The 17719-nt window shown below is 53.4% G+C and carries 19 protein-coding genes; 10 read left to right on the plus strand and 9 right to left on the minus strand.

Annotated features, from left to right (window positions below; translation table 11 throughout):
• Positions 1-744: AraC family transcriptional regulator ligand-binding domain-containing protein (locus PFRI_RS18300; protein ID WP_072632144.1), on the minus strand; the 744-nt coding region annotated here is incomplete at its 3' end.
• Between the two features lie 392 nt (positions 745-1136).
• Here PFRI_RS18300 and rpmG point away from each other — a divergent pair.
• The gene (rpmG, locus tag PFRI_RS18305) at positions 1137-1304 is read left to right on the plus strand and encodes a 50S ribosomal protein L33 (protein WP_008206879.1); all 168 of its coding nucleotides are present in this window, start codon (positions 1137-1139) and stop codon (positions 1302-1304) included.
• A gap of 72 nt (positions 1305-1376) precedes the next feature.
• Entirely contained in the window at positions 1377-1868 is a 492-nt protein-coding gene (locus tag PFRI_RS18310) for a GNAT family N-acetyltransferase (protein WP_072632202.1), read from the plus strand.
• A 55-nt stretch (positions 1869-1923) separates the two neighbouring features.
• Here PFRI_RS18310 and PFRI_RS18315 read toward each other — a convergent pair whose 3' ends face one another.
• From PFRI_RS18315 to PFRI_RS18325, 3 genes are all read right to left on the minus strand, one after another.
• Complete coding sequence (locus tag PFRI_RS18315; protein ID WP_072632145.1) at positions 1924-2304, minus strand: SH3 domain-containing protein; 381 nt, start codon at positions 2302-2304, stop codon at positions 1924-1926.
• A gap of 240 nt (positions 2305-2544) precedes the next feature.
• Complete coding sequence (locus PFRI_RS18320) at positions 2545-3321, minus strand: Bax inhibitor-1/YccA family protein (RefSeq protein WP_072632146.1); 777 nt, start codon at positions 3319-3321, stop codon at positions 2545-2547.
• A gap of 178 nt (positions 3322-3499) precedes the next feature.
• Positions 3500-3727 (minus strand): DUF1127 domain-containing protein, encoded by a 228-nt coding sequence (locus tag PFRI_RS18325; protein WP_072632147.1) that lies wholly within the window; start codon positions 3725-3727, stop codon positions 3500-3502.
• 124 nt (positions 3728-3851) lie between these two features.
• Here PFRI_RS18325 and PFRI_RS18330 point away from each other — a divergent pair, with 124 nt between their 5' ends.
• On the plus strand, positions 3852-4748 hold the full coding sequence (locus tag PFRI_RS18330) for a LysR family transcriptional regulator (RefSeq protein WP_072632148.1): 897 nt from the start codon (positions 3852-3854) through the stop codon (positions 4746-4748).
• 129 nt (positions 4749-4877) lie between these two features.
• Positions 4878-6107: a Hint domain-containing protein gene (locus PFRI_RS18335; RefSeq protein WP_072632149.1), complete on the plus strand. Its 1230-nt coding sequence runs from the start codon at positions 4878-4880 to the stop codon at positions 6105-6107.
• A 48-nt stretch (positions 6108-6155) separates the two neighbouring features.
• On the opposite strand, the gene PFRI_RS18340 is transcribed toward PFRI_RS18335, so the two are convergent.
• The gene (locus PFRI_RS18340; protein ID WP_072632150.1) at positions 6156-7130 is read right to left on the minus strand and encodes an NADPH:quinone oxidoreductase family protein; all 975 of its coding nucleotides are present in this window, start codon (positions 7128-7130) and stop codon (positions 6156-6158) included.
• A 298-nt stretch (positions 7131-7428) separates the two neighbouring features.
• Between PFRI_RS18340 and PFRI_RS18345 the strand changes: the two genes are divergently transcribed.
• From PFRI_RS18345 to PFRI_RS18360, 4 genes are all read left to right on the plus strand, one after another.
• A complete protein-coding gene (locus PFRI_RS18345; protein ID WP_072632151.1) occupies positions 7429-7812 on the plus strand; it encodes a helix-turn-helix domain-containing protein in 384 nt (127 codons plus the stop codon).
• Positions 7813-7882: 70 nt separating this feature from the next.
• Positions 7883-8695 (plus strand): histidinol-phosphatase, encoded by an 813-nt coding sequence (gene hisN, locus PFRI_RS18350; protein WP_072632152.1) that lies wholly within the window; start codon positions 7883-7885, stop codon positions 8693-8695.
• Positions 8696-8824: 129 nt separating this feature from the next.
• Positions 8825-10171 (plus strand): 8-oxoguanine deaminase, encoded by a 1347-nt coding sequence (locus PFRI_RS18355; RefSeq protein ID WP_072632153.1) that lies wholly within the window; start codon positions 8825-8827, stop codon positions 10169-10171.
• Between the two features lie 21 nt (positions 10172-10192).
• Positions 10193-10675: a CAP domain-containing protein gene (locus PFRI_RS18360; protein WP_084649759.1), complete on the plus strand. Its 483-nt coding sequence runs from the start codon at positions 10193-10195 to the stop codon at positions 10673-10675.
• Positions 10676-10681: 6 nt separating this feature from the next.
• On the opposite strand, the gene guaD is transcribed toward PFRI_RS18360, so the two are convergent.
• Positions 10682-11983, minus strand: coding sequence for a guanine deaminase (gene guaD, locus PFRI_RS18365; RefSeq protein WP_072632154.1), 1302 nt, complete (start codon positions 11981-11983; stop codon positions 10682-10684).
• A 123-nt stretch (positions 11984-12106) separates the two neighbouring features.
• Here guaD and mgtE point away from each other — a divergent pair, with 123 nt between their 5' ends.
• Both mgtE and PFRI_RS18375 read left to right on the plus strand, forming a co-directional pair.
• Positions 12107-13498 (plus strand): magnesium transporter, encoded by a 1392-nt coding sequence (mgtE, locus tag PFRI_RS18370; protein ID WP_072632155.1) that lies wholly within the window; start codon positions 12107-12109, stop codon positions 13496-13498.
• The gene (locus PFRI_RS18375) at positions 13495-14055 is read left to right on the plus strand and encodes a 5-formyltetrahydrofolate cyclo-ligase (protein WP_072632156.1); all 561 of its coding nucleotides are present in this window, start codon (positions 13495-13497) and stop codon (positions 14053-14055) included. Before mgtE ends, PFRI_RS18375 begins: the two co-directional genes overlap by 4 nt.
• A gap of 49 nt (positions 14056-14104) precedes the next feature.
• Here the strand turns inward: PFRI_RS18375 and PFRI_RS18380 are convergent, their stop codons facing one another.
• Genes PFRI_RS18380 through PFRI_RS18390 form a run of 3 tightly spaced genes read right to left on the minus strand, consistent with a single transcriptional unit; the run spans position 14105 to position 17602 of the window.
• Entirely contained in the window at positions 14105-15883 is a 1779-nt protein-coding gene (locus PFRI_RS18380) for an SLC13 family permease (RefSeq protein WP_072632157.1), read from the minus strand.
• On the minus strand, positions 15880-16809 hold the full coding sequence (locus PFRI_RS18385) for a DMT family transporter (protein WP_273529319.1): 930 nt from the start codon (positions 16807-16809) through the stop codon (positions 15880-15882). The genes PFRI_RS18380 and PFRI_RS18385 overlap by 4 nt, the downstream gene beginning before the upstream one ends.
• Positions 16790-17602, minus strand: a complete 813-nt coding sequence (locus PFRI_RS18390) for a TIGR00282 family metallophosphoesterase (RefSeq protein WP_072632159.1) — start codon at positions 17600-17602, stop codon at positions 16790-16792. Before PFRI_RS18390 ends, PFRI_RS18385 begins: the two co-directional genes overlap by 20 nt.
• Between the last annotated feature and the right edge of the window lie 117 nt (positions 17603-17719).

The raw sequence follows: 17719 nt of genomic DNA on the forward strand, positions 1-17719 counted from the left end.
TGCACTATGGCGCATTGCGACGCCGATTGATGCAGGAGCCATCCACCCCATCCGCACCGTAGGATGAGGATCGCTAACTTCGATTTGCCGTTGTAGCCGCGGTTCAAAAAGGGTCCAAATTTCATCATTATGCGTGACAAACGGCCGACCAGCATCTGCGACGCTGAAGGTCACAGACCGAACGTCAGCTTGACTGATCGGACACCCCAAGTGTGCCTCATAAGCTGCGCAATCAGGCATATCGAATGACATCGAAACAGACATTGGCGTGACAGGGTGGCGTGTCGCGCGGCGTGCAAAATTCACGAGAAAGACAATTTCTGTTAAGGCCAGTGTGGGATGAACGGTTGTGTTAGCGAGGCCGCAAAACGCAACTTTGGTCGCATGTTTGTCGATCTGCACATCAAACGAGAACGGGCTAACCCGGCGTTTGTAATCGGCCAGTCGGGTGACCGCCATGTTCATATCTTGCGAACACATCGCCGCGAAGAATGCCGGATCAAAGTAGTCAATTCCCGCCGCATCACCCAGTTTCAGCGCTAGCAGCGGGTCGTTTGCTTCCGTTGTCACAGACGCCCAAAGGCGATGGTATTCATCAAGCGAAATATGACTGCCGTCACCGTCAAGCAACCCTGACGGAAGGAGCGCACGCCTCATCACCGTCTCAACGTCAAGGCCGAGTTCCGATATCAATATGCGTGCAGCCTTGCCGACATGCACATGTGGGTTTTCCAAATTTTGCAACGTTGGCTTCCCGGTATAGACGTGTCATCACCAGTCTAAGCCAACACTTAATGTTCGCCAACTGCGGGACGCGCCAATTAACTTGCGGAAGGTGCCACGCACATCGCAAAGCGGTCGTTCATGCGTCGCGCAGCTTCGGTCAGACTGGGCTCACCGCCGTCATTGTAAATGTCGTGGTAAGTGTCGCGAATTAGTCGTTTTTCTTTTTCCCGATACAATCGGCCAAGCGTGCCATGGGTGCAGCGATGCATATAAGAGCGAATATTTGAGGAATGGAGGATAAACGGTGATATCGTTCTGAAATGCCTGTTGACTCGGGCGCGCGGCGCGGTAGAAGGCCTAGATAAAGAATTCCCGAGCTGCACAAGCATGCTCGAAGCAGGAGATGACCCATGGCGAAGCCAACCACGATCAAGATCCGCCTGAACTCGACCGCGGGTACAGGCCACTTCTATGTCACAAAGAAAAACGCGCGTACAATGACCGAGAAAATGGTCATTCGTAAGTACGACCCAGTTGTGCGCAAGCACGTTGAGTATAAAGAAGGCAAGATCAAGTAAGCTAGCCCTTTTGTTCGACGTAGAAAGGCCACGCTGTTTTGCGTGGCTTTTTTGCGTTCTGAGGATGAAACGATGCGGATAAGAGTAAGTTCTGCAAATGACATCTCTGGCGTGGATGCGCTTTTGTCACTTAGCTATCCTGTTCTACTCGAGCCGGATTACGCGCCTTCGGTTTTGGTGGCCGCCCTGCCATTGATTTCCAAAGCGCGCCCAGAATTATTGACCTGCGGCACCTATTTCGTAGCTGAGCGCGCTGGAGAAATCGTTGGTGCAGGTGGATGGACACGCAACAGACCTACGGGCGGTGTTGAACCAGGCTTGGGTCATATCCGACATGTGGTCACAGACTACAGGTTTGTGCGCCAGGGCATCGCTAAAAGGCTAATGACGCACGTTCTAAAAGATGCGCAAGACGCTGGAATGCAGCGGATGGAGTGTTTTTCCACGCTAACAGCGGTGCCATTTTATGCCGCTCTCGGTTTTATCACGACACAAGACGTTAGTGTTCCAATCGGCCCTGCTGGAATTAAGTTCCCCTCAGTTTTGATGTATTTGACGTTTTAACATCACCCAAGCCTGTTAACTCTTTCGTTCAACAGGCTTGACCAGCTTTTGCTGTTTAATGATGTCCTACGTTCACTCTGTGTTTATGCGTATGGCGATGCTTGTGACCATGTTTGTGTTTATGCGTGTGGTACTTGTGATGTGTCGTCGCGTGGCTGTTGTGGTGCTTGGTCGCGCAAGGTTTGCCGCGTAGGAACTTGCTGGAGACCCAGTAGTGCTTGCCTGCGTAGGACACTTTCGCCCAGCCATGTGAATATTTAACCACATGGACTTTGGTGCAGCGTTTGAAGCTGCGTTGCACGTGGTAGTCCGTTCCAGGGCCGGAGCGCGCGTTCAATGCTGTTTTCTGTGATGTCCATGCGGTGCCTGCAACAGCTGCAACGGTTGAAACCGCCAACATGCCAAACGCCAACGTACCTGCTAAAATCAACTTCATTCTATTTCCCTCCAAACATGCGCTTGAAAATATTAAGCGCTGATAGGGAGAGCATGTTGTTGCAAATGCGTTCAGGCAAGTAGGGAATACCTTACGAAAAAAGCAGTTATTGCGCGAAATTCGCATCATACGGCGCTTTGTCGGCAGGGTGGCCCAGTTGTTGATCCAAGCGCTAGGCAGCAAAAAGCCCGCTGAACGATATGTCCAGCGGGCCGTTTTAGACTAGGATTTGCGCGAATATTACTCGCGGTTGCCGAACAGCTGAAGCAGCATCATGAACATGTTGATGAAGTTCAGATACAGGCTCAGCGCGCCCATGATTGCGGACTTACCAAGCCATTCGGTGTCACCGTGGTGTGCGTGCGCGACATACTCTGTCTTAATGCGCTGTGTGTCGTAAGCTGTGAGGCCCGCAAAGATCAGAACACCAATCGCAGAGATCGCGAACATAATCGCAGGTGACGCCAGCCAGATGTTGACAATGCTTGCGACGATCAGGCCAATGACGCCCATGATCAAGAAGCTACCCCAACCGGAGATGTCTTTCTTTGTTGTGTAGCCGTACATGGACAGACCCGCGAATGCGATGGATGTGATCAAGAAAATCTGCATGATCGAGTAGCCTGTGAAGACCAAGAAGATCGAGCTGATCGAGATGCCCATGACGGCTGCAAAAACGTAGAACATTGTCTGAGCAGTCGCGGCGGACATTTTGTTGATCATCGCGCTAAAGCCAAAGACGAAAGCGAGGGGTGCAAACATCACAACCCACTTGAGCGGGGAAAGATAAAGCGCGGATCCAAGCGATGTCAGGTACTTGTCAGCGCCAATCTGCGCGACAGCCTGCGAGGGGTCAGTTGTAACCGCAAGGCCCGCGATTGCCCAAGCTGCAAGGAATGTGATGAACATGCCGACGGACATTGTGCCGTAGACTTTGTTCATGTGCGCGCGCAATCCCGCGTCGATATTCGCGGCTGCCGTTCCAACGCCGCTGCGAATTGTGCCATATTCAGCCATGAATATTCTCCATAATAAGATGTGTCCGCCGTTGTGTCGGACTTGGGCTAAATATCGGAGGGGTGAGAGGCTATTTCAAGTCCCTAAACAGCAAAAGCGTCCGATTTTCGGACGCTTTCACTCAGAAAAGCAAATTAGTGCCAGGAAGAGAACGCTAATTGCCTATTTTGACTGAATTTTATCGCACACATTGTGGCGCGATGTCCCAGAAGGGACGGCGCATTTCTGTGCGAACTTGCGCTGAAGAGAGGCCGATATCTGCCAGAGACGCCGCATCCATCTGTGCCAAAGCGCGACGGGTGCGCGCGACAGTCAGCGCTGTGGTCAAACGAGACAGCAAAGCTTTGCGCGGTTCGCGGGCCTCAAGGAAGGTGGCTGTGTGCGGGAGAGCGTGAAACTGTGACATTGGGAAACCCCTTTCGTTTGTGATGTGTCGGCGGTGATTAATTCTTTATGTTGATGTATGTCTCATTTCGTGGTTGATTTGAAAAACGAATAGTTTTGAGGTCACACATCACAAAAGGTGATATATGAGAAATCTCGACATTACCGCGCTGCGCTCGTTCGTGGCGATCGCGGAAACCGGCGGCGTGACGCGCGCGGCGGGCTTGTTGAATCTGACGCAATCAGCGGTTTCGATGCAGATCAAACGCTTGGAGGAAAGCCTTGATCTCAAGCTGTTGGAGCGCGCAGGTCGTCAAGTTGTGCTGAGCCCCGCAGGAGAGCAATTGCTGACTTATGCGCGCAAGATGATTGAGCTGAATGATGAGATTATGACCAAGCTGACGGATAAAGGATTTGAGGGCGAGGTCTCTCTCGGGGTGCCCCACGATATCGTGTATCCTGTTGTTTCTAAAGTGCTTCAACAATTTCGCGCGCAGTTCCCACGTGTTCATGTGAACCTGAACGCTTCTTTCACGCGACAACTGCAAGAAGGGCTAACGCGCGGCGAATATGATATCATTCTGACGACGGAAGAGGGTGTTATGCCTCGCGGCGAGACTTTAAGCCAAGCGCGGCTAAGTTGGACCGGGGCGGAAAACGGAAATATTTGGCGCCAACGGCCATTGAAGCTCGGGTTTAGCCGTCACTGCATGTTCCGCCCATTGGTGCAAAAGGTGTTAGATCACGAAGGCATCGCTTGGGAGATGGCGACCGAAACAGACAGTGATCGCACGATTGAAGCGACGATTGGTGCTGATCTGGCGATTTGTGTTGTGATCGAGGGAACTGAGCCGCCGCATATGGTGCCGATCCAGCATGGAGGGACGTTGCCTGAAATGCCTGTGTCGCTGATTAATATGTATGGCGCTGAGCAAGCGCAATCACAGGTGGTGAGCGCTTTGGCTGAGTTGCTGCGTCAGGGGTATGCAGATCTGAAATCCGGTGGTCGTGTCGGGGCCAACGTGCTGCGTGAGGTTGGTTAAGGTTCTGCGAAGGCGAGGTTTTTAAGGCTTTGGAGGCTGATTTTTACTTGGATCGTGTTTCATAGATAATTTAACCGGACGGTAATTTTATTGGACTAGACCTAGCTGCTCTGACTTAGGGGCTATGCAATGGTTGCAGATCTAAACGGTGTTATTTTCAGTCAAATTTACGGTGACAATTCTGGTGGCGCAGAATTTGATACAGATGGTGATGGCACCGCCACGCAAGAGGATGAATTTGTCTCGCTCCAAAATACAACTGGTAGCGCCATAGACTTGTCGGGCTGGCAAATTTGGTCGGATATGACGGGGGCTGGTGCGCCAGACGGGGTGCAGGATGGATTGTATCATACGTTTCCGTCCGGAACGATTATTCAGCCGGGCAAGAATCTCTATATCGTGAACGAGATTAGCGGCACCCCTCCCTCTAACATGCAAGAAGCCAGCGAGGGCGGGGTGGAATCCGGTTCAGGCGGCCAGAACACAAATTTCTTGACGGAAGGCTCTGACGAGAACGATTCAGAAGGTGTGGCTTTGGTCAATCCTGCGACTGGTGAATATATTGTCATCAATTTGTCTGAAAACGCCGCCAGCAATTTCCCCGGGATGTCAGGCTTTCCCGGGACCACTTTGATTGAAGCAACGAATGCGGCGGTGGAAAGCGGGCAGGAAGATCAGAATGCGGGGTCTTCCTATCGGTATAATTCGGCAACCGACAGTTACGAATACTCAACAGTTTCAGTCGTTTGCTTCGCTACAGGCACGATGATTGTGGTGCCAGAGGGCGAAAGGAGGGTCGAGGAACTGGAAAAAGGCGACTTGGTAGTGACTTTGGACCATGGGGTCCAGCGTTTGCAGAAAAGCCTGCGCAGGCATCTGAATTTTTTAAAAGGCGATGATCCTTGCCACAAACCGATTGAATTTAAGCCCGACGCCCTTGGCTTTGGCGTGCCAAGCAAACGTCTGGTTGTGTCGCCGCAACACCGGATGCTTGTGCAAAACCCTGAAGGCGATCAGGTTCTGGTCCCCGCAAAAGCGTTGACTGAACGCGAAGGAATTCGTGTGATGAAAGGCTGTCGCAAGGTCAGCTATGTCCACCTTGTTTTTGCGCGTCATGAGATCATCAAGGCCCATGGCTGTTGGAGCGAGAGTTTTTACCCCGGCACCTATGTAACTTCGCGCTTTAAGCGGCGTGAACAGTTGGATTTGATCGTTATTTTCCCAGAACTGATGCGCGATCAACCAGTCAGTCCTGCACGCTCCTTTGTACGTGTGGGCGAAGTGCAGAAAATCGCACCGCGCTATTGCATTTTGACCCCGGATCCTGAGTGGGCAGGCCATATGGCAATGATTGCATGACCCTAAACTCAAAGAAAAAGGGGTGAAAGGCCGCTGAAATATTGTGCGTTACGCTTCTTGCGGCGTAACTTCTATCACCACTTTACCTGTAGACTTGCGCGCACGCAAAAGCTCCATTCCATCTGCTGCTTGTTCAAATGGAAGCAAATGACTCACATGCGGCTTCAACTTGCCTTGTTCATACCAATCAAAGAGTTCGCGTAGGCTGTCGGTTACAATTTCGGGTTTGAACTTCAGATAGCCGCCCCAATAAAACCCCAAAACATCGATATTTTTCACGAGCAGATGATTTGCAGGCACTTTTGGAACGTCACCACTTGCAAAACCAATGGTCAAAATGCGCGCCTCGGGCTTGCACGCGCGAAAGGCGGCTTTGAACAGATCACCGCCCACGGGGTCATAAACCACATCCACGCCACCAAGAGCCTTTAACTCGCCGCGTAAGTCGTCGACGTCCGCCTCGATAAGATGATCGGCACCTGCTTTGCGTGCGACTTCTAACTTATCCGCACCTCGCGCGACGGCAATAACAGTCGCGCCCATCAGTTTGCCGATCTCGACAGCCGTTAGACCCACGCCACCTGCGGCACCAAGGACCAAAAGCGTCTCGCCGGGTTTCAGTTTGGCGCGATATCCGAGCGCGAGATGACTGGTTCCATAAGCGATTTGAAACGCTGCCGCCTCCGCCATGCTCATTGCGTCGGGGATCGGTAAAACGATGCGCGCGTCATAACACCCATATTCGGCTAGCCCGCCTTGGCCGCCAAAAACAGCGACTCGCGTGCCAGCTTTTGGACCTGAAACACCCGCGCCATGCGTGTCGATTGTCCCCGCAATTTCCATACCAAGCGTGAACGGTGCAGGCGGGGTATCTTGATATTGACCCTTTTGCATCAACAGATCGGCGAAGTTCAGCCCACAACAGGCAATTTTCACCCGCGTTTCCCCGACGTTCGGCTCGGGTTTTTCACACTCTACAAACGCAGGGGGAATATCAATTTCTGGGACCTGATATGCGCGCATGACAACCTCTTTTTTGTTCAAAGAATGCAAGTATTTAACAAGTTAAACGATAGCGCTTTCGGGCGAAAGTCCAACACGAAAATACGCCTGAAAATATCGATATTTAGGTAGGGATTGAGTTGAAATCTTGAAAGTTCCCCCTCAAGGTTAGTGATTCCAGACTTGCCTATTAGAGGTATAATCGTAAGATCGCGCTACTCCACGTTGAATTTAGTAACGTAAACGTTGAGTAATCTTGCACGGTTCAATTGTTCTGCCACTCGGAACATGTCGTGCTGCGAATATGAAAGGAAGCACCATGCCACATCCAGTGGACGTGCACGTCGGCAAGCGCATTCGACACCGTCGATGGCTTGTAGGGGTCACTCAGCAGCAGTTGGCTGAAAAGGTTGGGATCAAATTCCAGCAAATTCAGAAGTATGAAACAGGCGCAAACCGCGTCAGCGCATCTCGTTTGTGGGATATCGCAGAATCACTCGAGGTGGATGTCAGCTTTTTCTTTGCTGGCATGGAAAGTACTGACGCAGATGCTGCACCTCAGGGTGCCGAGCAAAGCGCCGTGCCCACTGATCTATTGAATGACAAAGAGGCGCTTGATTTGGTGCGCTCTTATTATTCGATCCCGGAAGAGCAGCGCAGACGTTTGTTCGACCTAGCGCGCGTTTTGAGCGACGTTGCTTGAAGGGTCGGACCACCTGCTCTAAGTAAAGGCAGCGCGCGATATGACGCGCTGCTAAACAAAGCAGGGTACTATGCAAGACATTGAAAGCGTTGCGTTACAGGCTGAACTTTGGTCTGTGGCAGAGGAATTAGCCGATGCCGCGCGCGCTTGCATACTTCCCTATTTTCGCCAGATCGGCCTGAGCGCGGACAACAAGGATCGCGATGGTTTCGATCCTGTGACAATCGCGGACAAAGCGGCTGAGCAGGTGATGCGCGACATCTTGAACAAACGCCGCCCGCAAGACGCTATTTTGGGCGAAGAGTTCGGCAACAGCGCAGGCACCAGCGGTCTGACTTGGGTGCTCGATCCTATTGATGGCACCCGTGGATTTATCAGCGGCACGCCGACTTGGGGTGTCCTGATCTCGCTCAATGACACCAGCGGCCCGCGGCTTGGCATAATTGACCAACCCTACGTTGGTGAGCGTTTCTGTGGTGGTTTCGCTCGCGCAGAGGTGATTGGCCCGCACGGTACCGCCGCTTTGCAGGTGCGGGATACCAGTGATTTGAGCGATGCAATTTTGTTCAGCACCTTCCCTGAAGTGGGCACGCCAGAAGAGCGCGCCGCGTTCGAGGCTGTGATGCGAGAGGTCAAACTCACACGGTTTGGATGCGATTGCTACGCCTATGGTCTGCTCGCGGCGGGGCATATTGATTTGGTGATTGAAGCGAGCTTGAACGCCTATGATATTGCCGCGCCGATTGCTGTGATCGAAGCCGCTGGCGGCATTGTGACGGATTGGAAAGGTGGCAAAGCCCATAACGGCGGGCGCGCATTGGCTACTGCAACGCCAGAGTTGCATGCGAAAGCGCTTAAAATTTTACAGCAAACCTTGAGTTGAACACGACACTTCGCTTTACTGAACGAAATTTGCTGCGAGTCCTTCGCTTTTTTCTGTCGCAGCACCAAGGTCCCGTGATCTTGGCCTAATCCCGAAAAAAGCGTGGAAACACGTGAAGGACTGCACAGTATGACCAAGCCAAATGAAACCCTTATCCGCAACGCGCGCCTCGTTCTGACGATGGATGACGCTGGCTCCGAGATACCCAATTGCGATATTTTGATGCGTGACGGTGTGATTGTTGAAGTGGGCCAGGGGCTTAGTAGTGCAGGGCAGGTACTTGATGCAGCTGGATGCCTTGTGACGCCGGGTCTCGTGAATACGCACCACCACCTCTATCAATCCCTGACGCGTGCGGTGCCGGGTGGGCAGGACGCACTCTTGTTTGGCTGGTTGCAAACGCTCTATCCAATTTGGTCGCGCTTTGGCCCTGAAGAGATGTATGTCTCTGCGCAAGTCGGGCTGGCGGAGCTGATGCTCTCTGGCTGCACACTCACTTCTGATCATCTGTATCTTTATCCCAACGGTTCGCGGCTTGATGACACCATCGCAGCGGCGGCGGATATCGGGATGCGGTTTCATCCCACACGTGGCTCCATGTCGATTGGCGAAAGCGATGGCGGGCTGCCACCAGATTCGCTGGTGGAAAACGAACGCGCTATCTTCGAAGACTGTATTCGCGTGATTGATGCGCATCATGATGCCTCGGATGGGTCGATGTGTCGTGTTGGTGTAGCGCCGTGTTCGCCGTTTTCGGTAAGCCGTGATTTGATGCGGGACGCAGCTGTTCTGGCACGCGACAAACGTGTGATGTTACATACGCATTTGGCTGAAAATGATGAGGATATTGCTTATTCGCTTGAGAAATTCGGCTGCCGTCCGGGCCAATATGCGCAGGATCTGGGGTGGACAGGCGATGATGTGTGGCATGCGCATTGTGTAAAGCTTGATGATCAGGAAATTGATCTCTTTGCACGCTCTGGTACAGGCGTTGCGCATTGTCCTTGCTCGAATTGTCGTCTTGGATCCGGCATCGCCCCTGTGCGTCAAATGCGCGACGCTGGCGTTAAAGTCGGGCTTGGCGTGGACGGGTCTGCTTCGAATGATGCGGGTAACTTGGTACTGGAAGCGCGCCAATCGATGTTGTTGCAACGTGTCTCATTGGGTGCAGACGCGATGAGCGCACGCGAAGCTTTGCGCATCGCGACACGCGGCGGCGCAGAGGTTTTGGGCCGTGATGATTGCGGGCAAATCGCGATTGGGAAACGTGCTGATTTAGCGATCTGGGATATGAACGGGATCGAGGCTGCCGGAAATTGGGATACCGCAGCGCTTTTGCTTGCAGGTCCGACACAGGTGCGCGACCTGTTTATCGAAGGACGGCGCGTTGTTGCGTCTGGCCAGATCACATCTATTGACCTGTCCAAGACAATCGCGCGACAAAACGCTATGGCTTTGGCATTATCGGATGGATAATTTTCTTTAGGAGTATTGCAGATGCGTGTTATTTTACTTGGGCTTTGTGTCCTTGCGGTGAGTGCCGCTTGCGTGCGCTCTGGCGCGAATGTCACGCCTCGTGGCAAGGCCGCTGTTGCACAGCCGACGGTTGGTTTGAGCGCGAATATTGCGCCTGAAGTCAACGCCTTTCGCCTTGCCAATGGGCAGCCTGCCTTGGCAGCCGATGCGCGCCTTGCTCGTGCGGCGCAAGCCCATGCAGACAGTATGAATGCCAATGGTTTCTTCAGCCACACAGGGCAAGACGGTTCCAGTGTCGGGGATCGCGTGAAACGAGAGGGCTATGGATTCTGCTTTGTTGCACAGAACATCGCACAAGGCCAAAAGGGTGCTTTGGAGGCCTTAGAGGGCTGGCAAAAGTCCGAAGGTCACCGCAAAAATTTGCTCAGCAAGAATGCGACCCAATTGGCGATGGCCCAATCGGGTGACTATTGGGTGATGGTTCTGGGCAAGCCCGGCTGTTGATTTCAATCAGGCGGTGGGCGTTACGCGCGCGCCACCAATCCAAACATCTGCAATCGCACGGTCATCGCCCATCATAATGGTCGGAAATACTCGATCCCAAGCGTGCGCCGCATTATCATAGCGTTGCGCAATCGCAGGGGTTGAGGCAAGATCGAGCACTGTAATATCCGCCTCCATCCCGCCCTCTAATGCACCGATCTTGTCGCTGAGATGTAGTGCTTTGGCAGATCCTTGCGTCGCCAGCCACAAGAGCTGACCAGCGTGTAAGACAGACCCCGCAAGCTGCGCAATTTCATAGGCTGCGGCCATGGTGCGCAACATTGAAAAGCTTGATCCGCCGCCCGTGTCTGTCGCCAAGCCAATGCTCAAACCGCGTGCTTTCAACGCGGCCATTTGAAACAGGCCAGACCCGATAAACGCGTTCGAGGTCGGGCAATGCACCAGCGCTGCGCCGTGTTCGTTTAGCTGATCAATCTCGCGCGGTTCTAGGTGTATCGCGTGCCCGTAAACGCCGCGTTCGCCCAATAGGCCAAAGCTCTCATAGGTGTCCAAATAATCCTGCGCCTTGGGGTACAATTCATGCACCCACGCGATTTCATCTACCTGTTCGCTCAAATGCGTTTGCATCAAACATGTCGGATGCTCTGCCCATAATGTGCCCATCGCTTCCAACTGCTCGGGGGTCGAGGTCGGGGAAAAGCGCGGTGTTATCGCATAAGACAATCGCCCGACACCATGCCACCTTTCCAACAAAGCTTTGCTGTCATCATGGGCGCTTTGGGCAGTGTCACGCAGCCCGTCTGGCGCATTGCGATCCATGCAAGTTTTACCAGCAACAACCCTTTGCCCACGGTTTTGCGCTTCCGAAAACAGCGCCTCAACTGATGCGGTATGGATCGTACAAAAGCTCGCCATAGAGGTAGTGCCATGCGCCGCTGTCAAATCCAGATAGCGCACTGAAATCTCGCGCGCGTAGTCTGGATCTGCAAAGCGCATTTCCTCGGGAAATGTGTAGGTGTTGAGCCAATCAATCAGCCGCTTGCCCCAAGATGCGATCATTGCGGTTTGTGGATAATGCACATGTGCATCAACGAAACCGGGGCAAATCAGCTTGTTTTTGTGTGCGTGATGTATTGCTTGCGGATGAGCTGCGACCATTTCGTCGCGCGACCCAATCTGTGTGATCAAACCGCCCTCAATCAAAAGGGCGCTGTCGCTCTTGATTTGCACTGCCTGTTCAGGTGCATCCGTGAATGGATCACCCTCAAAGATCAAAAGTTCACCGGAAATTATTTGCTGTTCGCTCATGGTGCCTCAATAGCAGAAACCTGCCAGCTCTTTACAGGATTTTTACGCGACGCACTGTTGCTTCTTGCTGCATATGCGTAAACTTGTACACGAACCCGCTGCTTTGGTCAGAAAGGTCCTCCTATGAACGATACCGATCTGATAAATGAAACTCGTAATGAGGCGGAAGAGGGCAGCTATAAGCTTGAGCGCTCTGATGTGACGGCTGTTGTAAATGCGGTCGAACGGGGTGATCAGGGCCTGCTCAGCATGCTCATGGATCCGATGCACCCCGCTGATATCGCGGACCTTCTTGAGCAAATCAGCACGGTGGAACGGCGCAAGCTGATCCATCTATACGATCGCGAATTCGACGGAGAAATCCTGTCAGAACTCGATGAGAGTATTCGCGACGAAGTCATCGCTATTCTACGCCCCGAAGTACTTGCCGATGCTGTGCGCGAGTTGGAAAGCGATGATGTTGTCGATCTGATCGAAGACATGAACGTCACCCAACAGGACGTCATTCTGGACGCACTTGAGGACAGCGATCGAGTCGCCGTAGAGCAATCTCTGGCCTATCCCGAGAACTCAGCGGGCCGCTTGATGCAACGCGAAGTCGTCATGGCGCCAGAGCACTGGACTGTGGGCCAAGCCATTGATTACCTGCGCGAACAAGACACGCTGCCTGAACAATTTTACCATGTCACCCTCGTTGATCCGCGCCTTAAGCCTGTTGGCAATGTCACCCTTGGCAAACTTATGGGCTCCAAGCGCGACGTGCTTTTGTGGGAAATCACGGAAGCGGTTTTTCAGGTCATTCCCGCGATGCAGAATGAAGGCGATGTCGCCTATGCGTTCAACCAATATCACCTGATTTCCGCGCCCGTCGTGGATGAGGACGAACGGCTCGTGGGTGTCATAACGATCGATGACGCGATGATCGTTCTGGATGAAGAGCACGAAGAAGACATTCTGCGTCTCGCAGGTGTGGGTGAGGGATCGCTCTCTGACCGTGTCATCAACACCACCAAACAGCGCCTTCCTTGGCTTGCGGTGAACCTCGTGACGGCTATCGCTGCCAGCCTTGTGATTGCCCAGTTCGAAGCGGCGATTACCCAGATCGTTGCGCTGGCTGTCTTGATGCCTATCGTTGCTTCCATGGGCGGTAACGCGGGCACTCAATCGCTCACAGTTGCGGTCCGCGCGATTGCCACAAAAGACCTTACAGGCTCGAATATGTGGCGCGTCATTCGTCGCGAAGTCCTTGTGGGCTTGATCAATGGCGTGGTCTTTGCGGTAATCATGGGGATCGTCGGCTTGGTCTGGTTTGGCTCACCTGCGTTGGGCTACGTGATTGCGGCTGCGATGGTGATCAACATGGTCGTTGCAGGGCTTGCAGGGACGGCCATCCCTGTGATTTTGGAGAAGTTCGGCATCGATCCTGCGCTGGCATCTGGTGCGTTCGTGACGACGGTGACCGATGTGGTTGGCTTTTTCGCTTTCCTCGGCCTCGCGGCATTGGTGCTTTTATGACGGACCTCGCGACTATTAAAACTGCCGCCCGCAAAGCAGCTTTTGCGGCGCGTAAATCTGCATTTGATGCCTCGCGCGGTGCACAATCAAGCTACCTGAGCGAAGTGCTTGCAGGGTATCGCGGCGTGCCGATTGCAGGCTACGCGCCTATGCGCACAGAGATCAATCCATTGCCAGCTATGGCCGAAGCCGCCGCATATGGCCCAGTTGGAATGCCGGTGATCAAAGCGGCAGAAACCCCGCTCGATTTTCGCGAATGGACGCCGGATTGTTCGATGATCGCAGGTGCTTTTGGCGCACAAATCCCCGAAACCGGCGTGTGGATCGAGCCTGAAATTCTGATCGTGCCACTGGTGGCGTTTGATCGCAAAGGCGGTCGTTTGGGGTATGGCGGTGGTTTTTATGATCGCACGCTAGAACGCCTACGCGCGCGCCGCGCCACCATGGCCATCGGTTTTGCCTTTAGTGCTCAAGAACAAGACAACCTGCCGCTGGAACTCACTGACCAGCCTCTTGATCTTATCGTGACCGAAGCTGGCATCATCACGCCAAGCTAGCGCTTCATCTTTCCAGATAAACTTCCCCCGGAGGGCCGCTTTCAGTCTATTACAAAGGCCAGATAAAGGGGATCAAAGCGGATGCCAAAAGCCCGATACTCAGGTTCAGCGGTATGCCGACTTTCATAAAATCGGTGAATTTGTATCCGCCAGGACCATAGACGAGCATGTTGGTTTGATAGCCAATAGGGGTCGCAAAGCTCGCAGAAGCTGCGACCATCACCGCAACCACCAAAGGCCGCGCGTCAATGCCAAGTGCATCTGCTAATCCGATAGCTATGGGCGTTACCACAACTGCGACTGCGTTGTTGGACACCAATTCTGTTAGGACCGACGTAAGCAAATAGATCGCCCAAACCAGCAAGAAAGGCGGCAATGTGCCGAGGTAAGGCGCTACGCCTTGCACGATGAGCTTCACAGCACCCGAGCTTTCAAGTGCTGCACCAATCGCGAGCATCGCGAAGATCAGTGTGAGCAAACGCCCATCCACAAATGAAAACGCTTCGTCCGCATCAATGCAGCGGGCAATCAGGACCAGCGCGACAGCAATGATCGCAAGATAGAAAATTGGTGCAATGCCAAAGCCTGCAAGCGCAACTAGGCCCACTATGGCAAGCAAGGCGATCGGCGCGTGCGAGCGGCGATAGGCGCGCTCGGATGGCGTGGATACATCAACCAAGTCCATTTCAGTGGCGAGCCTTTGGATATCCGCAGGCGACCCTTCAAGCAGCAAAGTATCCCCAACGCGCACCTGCACAGCATCCAACTGACCACTGATATTCTGGTTGCGACGGTGCACCGCGAGCGGATACACACCAAAGCGGCGACGCAGTCGCAAAGCGCCGAGCGTGCGTCCAACCATCTTGCAACCCGGTGTGATCAGAACCTCAACCGTATGCGTCTCCACGGCAGAAACTTGATCAATGCGCTTCAGTTCTTTGGTGGCTTGTAGACTTAGCAATTCAGAAATGCGGCTGCGCAGAACAACGCGGTCACCAACTTGCAGCGTGACCTCTTTCAAATTGCGTCGCAAAGACAGATCTCCGCGCACAACATCGATCAAACGCACGCCTTCGCGTTTGAACAGTTGCACCCCCATGACCTCGCGCCCGATCAGATTGCTCTCCGGCGGGATGACAGCCTCTGTGAAAAACTTCATCTGGCTCTTATCGCTCAAAAGGCTCGCCATACTGTCGCGCTCGGGCAGCAGGTAGGGGCCAATGTAGCGCAGATAGAGCATCCCCCAAGCGACGAGCACGATGCCCAAAGGCGTGACCTCGAAAATGGAAAACGCCGCCATTCCGTTGGCCCGCGCCACACCGTCGACCAACAGGTTGGTCGAGGTGCCGATCAAGGTCAAAGTGCCACCAAGGATCGCGGCATAGCTTAATGGGATCAATAGCTTAGACGCTTTTGTGCCAAGCGTGCGAGAGAGCTGCACAAAAACAGGGATCATGACGACGACGACGGGGGTATTGGACACAAACGCAGAGGCGATGATCACAAACGCCAAGAGCATGGCAATCGCTACCTTTGGGCGTGTCTTGGCTTGTTTGTCTGCGAGCTTGGTAAACGCCTCCAAAGCGCCAGTGCGCACCAAAGCGCCCATGACGATGAACATCGCAGCAATCGTCCAGGGGGCAGGGTTGGATAGAACGGTCAGCGCGTTTTCGTAGGGTAAAACACCAAGGATCAGCAAAAATGCTACACCCGTGATAGCGACCACTTCGGTCGGGTAACTTTCGCGCACGAACAAAACGAACATGCCAAGTACTGTCAAAAGCGCGGCAATTGCGCTTTGAGTTTCGCTCAGTTCAAAGAACGTCATGTTTCAATCGCCTCTTCATCGCGCTTTCGTGGCTGAACCAAGAACAATCCACAAAGCATTAAGACCAGTGCAACCCAAAATCCGGCTGCATAGCTTTCGCGCAAAAGGATCATGGCCCAGCCTACGCCGAATATAGTTACCAAATAACTCACCTGCGCCGCAAATACGGGGCCCGCACGGCCGACAAGCCAGACGTAGCCTGCATAGACAATTGCATGCGCAATCGCGATTATCAGGAAGGCATATTCCGCGGTGCCCCAAACCTTAGGCACGGGAATGAACTGGCCCGAGGCCACCGCCAACATCAAAGCGGGAAAGACGCCGAAAACTGAAGACCAGAATAAAGTCTCAATGGGATCAAAGCCATAGGTGCCCCATTTTGCGACGACATTGCCCTCAAGTGCATAAAAACTTGGCGCGATCAACGCAACGGCGATCCACCAGAGTGATACCTCACCGACAAAGCTTGATCCTGTAACCGCGATAAGTGCTACCGCGCTGAACCCGATGGACAGGCCGATAAGTTTGCGTAGTGAGAAACCATCATTGCCGAGCGCCAAAGCAATCGGAAAAGCGATCATCGGGATGAGAGAAAGCAAGATGGAGATGACGCCACTTGGAAGATAAACAGCCGCTTGGTAGCTCGCAGAGTTCGGTAAAAGGGTGCCGATCAAGGCGATCATGCACGCAAAGTAAGCTTGTGCTTTGCTCGGCCAGCGAAGCCGACCGCGCAAGAGCAACACTGATCCCATGAGGATCACAGCAACTGCAAATTGCCAGAAAATCAGACCTAAATACTGATAGCCCGCGCCGACGGTGATTTTGGTCAACGGCATGGTCACGCCCCAACCTGCACCGAGCAAGATCAAGATGCCAAAGAGGGACGCGTTGTGTTTCACGTCCGCTTTATTGGCCGCTCTGTTCAAGGCGTCCGCCGTGGCGGATCATTTGCACTGATGTGGCTTTGCCGGTGCGATCATCGCTGACCACGAACAGGCCGGACAAAGTCGCTTCGCCATTGGCCGGAGTGAAACGAGATTTGCTCATCCCGGTCACAAAACGGCGCATGGGTTCTTCTTTTTCCATGCCGATCACCGAATTATAATCACCGCACATCCCCGCATCGCTTTGAAAAGCCGTCCCGCCCGGCAAGATCTGCGCATCGGCGGTAGGAACATGGGTGTGTGTGCCAACAACAATCGTCGCGCGGCCATCGCAATAGTGACCCATGCCCATTTTCTCAGACGTCGCTTCGCAATGTACATCCACAAGGATCATTTGCGCCAGACCACCCAAAGGATGCGCGCGCAGCACAGCGTCAACTGCGGAAAACGGATCATCAAAGGCGCGCTTCATAAAGACTTGTCCGAGCACTTGCAGGACAAGTACTTTTTGACCACCGCGCGCTTTGAACAACTTATGGCCGCGGCCAGGAGCCGTTTTGGCAAAGTTCAAAGGCCGCAGAATGCGCTGATCTTTTTCGATGTGTTGCATCATATCGCGCTGATCAAAGGCATGATCGCCCAACGTGATGCAATCCGCACCCGCTTTGAAAATGTCATTCGCGTGCTCGCCATTGAGGCCCATGCCATTGGAAGCGTTTTCGCCATTCACAACAACAAAATCAGCCCGCAAATCATCGCGCAATTTGGGCAAGTGTTCCGTGATAGCACGGCGCCCCGCGCGGCCCATCACATCGCCTAGGAAAAGTGTTCTCATAGGTTTGTCCCTACCATGACATGCTGAACGCGCAAGCACTGCTTGCACTGAAACGCCTAAAGCTAGGATGCAAATGAGGACTTGGACGCCATCGCAAACGGAGCCGTTTCTGCTACG

Source organism: Planktotalea frisia (assembly GCF_001890925.1).
Classification (GTDB): domain Bacteria; phylum Pseudomonadota; class Alphaproteobacteria; order Rhodobacterales; family Rhodobacteraceae; genus Planktotalea; species Planktotalea frisia.

Bases quoted from the DNA above. Each gene is read 5' to 3' on its own strand.
- rpmG (WP_008206879.1), top strand. From the start codon at position 1,137: ATGGCGAAGCCAACCACGATCAAGATCCGCCTGAACTCGACCGCGGGT.
- PFRI_RS18310 (WP_072632202.1), top strand. From the start codon at position 1,377: ATGCGGATAAGAGTAAGTTCTGCAAATGACATCTCTGGCGTGGATGCG.
- PFRI_RS18315 (WP_072632145.1), bottom strand. From the start codon at position 2,304: ATGAAGTTGATTTTAGCAGGTACGTTGGCGTTTGGCATGTTGGCGGTT.
- PFRI_RS18320 (WP_072632146.1), bottom strand. From the start codon at position 3,321: ATGGCTGAATATGGCACAATTCGCAGCGGCGTTGGAACGGCAGCCGCG.
- PFRI_RS18325 (WP_072632147.1), bottom strand. From the start codon at position 3,727: ATGTCACAGTTTCACGCTCTCCCGCACACAGCCACCTTCCTTGAGGCC.
- PFRI_RS18330 (WP_072632148.1), top strand. From the start codon at position 3,852: ATGAGAAATCTCGACATTACCGCGCTGCGCTCGTTCGTGGCGATCGCG.
- PFRI_RS18335 (WP_072632149.1), top strand. From the start codon at position 4,878: ATGGTTGCAGATCTAAACGGTGTTATTTTCAGTCAAATTTACGGTGAC.
- PFRI_RS18340 (WP_072632150.1), bottom strand. From the start codon at position 7,130: ATGCGCGCATATCAGGTCCCAGAAATTGATATTCCCCCTGCGTTTGTA.
- PFRI_RS18345 (WP_072632151.1), top strand. From the start codon at position 7,429: ATGCCACATCCAGTGGACGTGCACGTCGGCAAGCGCATTCGACACCGT.
- hisN (WP_072632152.1), top strand. From the start codon at position 7,883: ATGCAAGACATTGAAAGCGTTGCGTTACAGGCTGAACTTTGGTCTGTG.
- PFRI_RS18355 (WP_072632153.1), top strand. From the start codon at position 8,825: ATGACCAAGCCAAATGAAACCCTTATCCGCAACGCGCGCCTCGTTCTG.
- PFRI_RS18360 (WP_084649759.1), top strand. From the start codon at position 10,193: ATGCGTGTTATTTTACTTGGGCTTTGTGTCCTTGCGGTGAGTGCCGCT.
- guaD (WP_072632154.1), bottom strand. From the start codon at position 11,983: ATGAGCGAACAGCAAATAATTTCCGGTGAACTTTTGATCTTTGAGGGT.
- mgtE (WP_072632155.1), top strand. From the start codon at position 12,107: ATGAACGATACCGATCTGATAAATGAAACTCGTAATGAGGCGGAAGAG.
- PFRI_RS18375 (WP_072632156.1), top strand. From the start codon at position 13,495: ATGACGGACCTCGCGACTATTAAAACTGCCGCCCGCAAAGCAGCTTTT.
- PFRI_RS18380 (WP_072632157.1), bottom strand. From the start codon at position 15,883: ATGACGTTCTTTGAACTGAGCGAAACTCAAAGCGCAATTGCCGCGCTT.
- PFRI_RS18390 (WP_072632159.1), bottom strand. From the start codon at position 17,602: ATGAGAACACTTTTCCTAGGCGATGTGATGGGCCGCGCGGGGCGCCGT.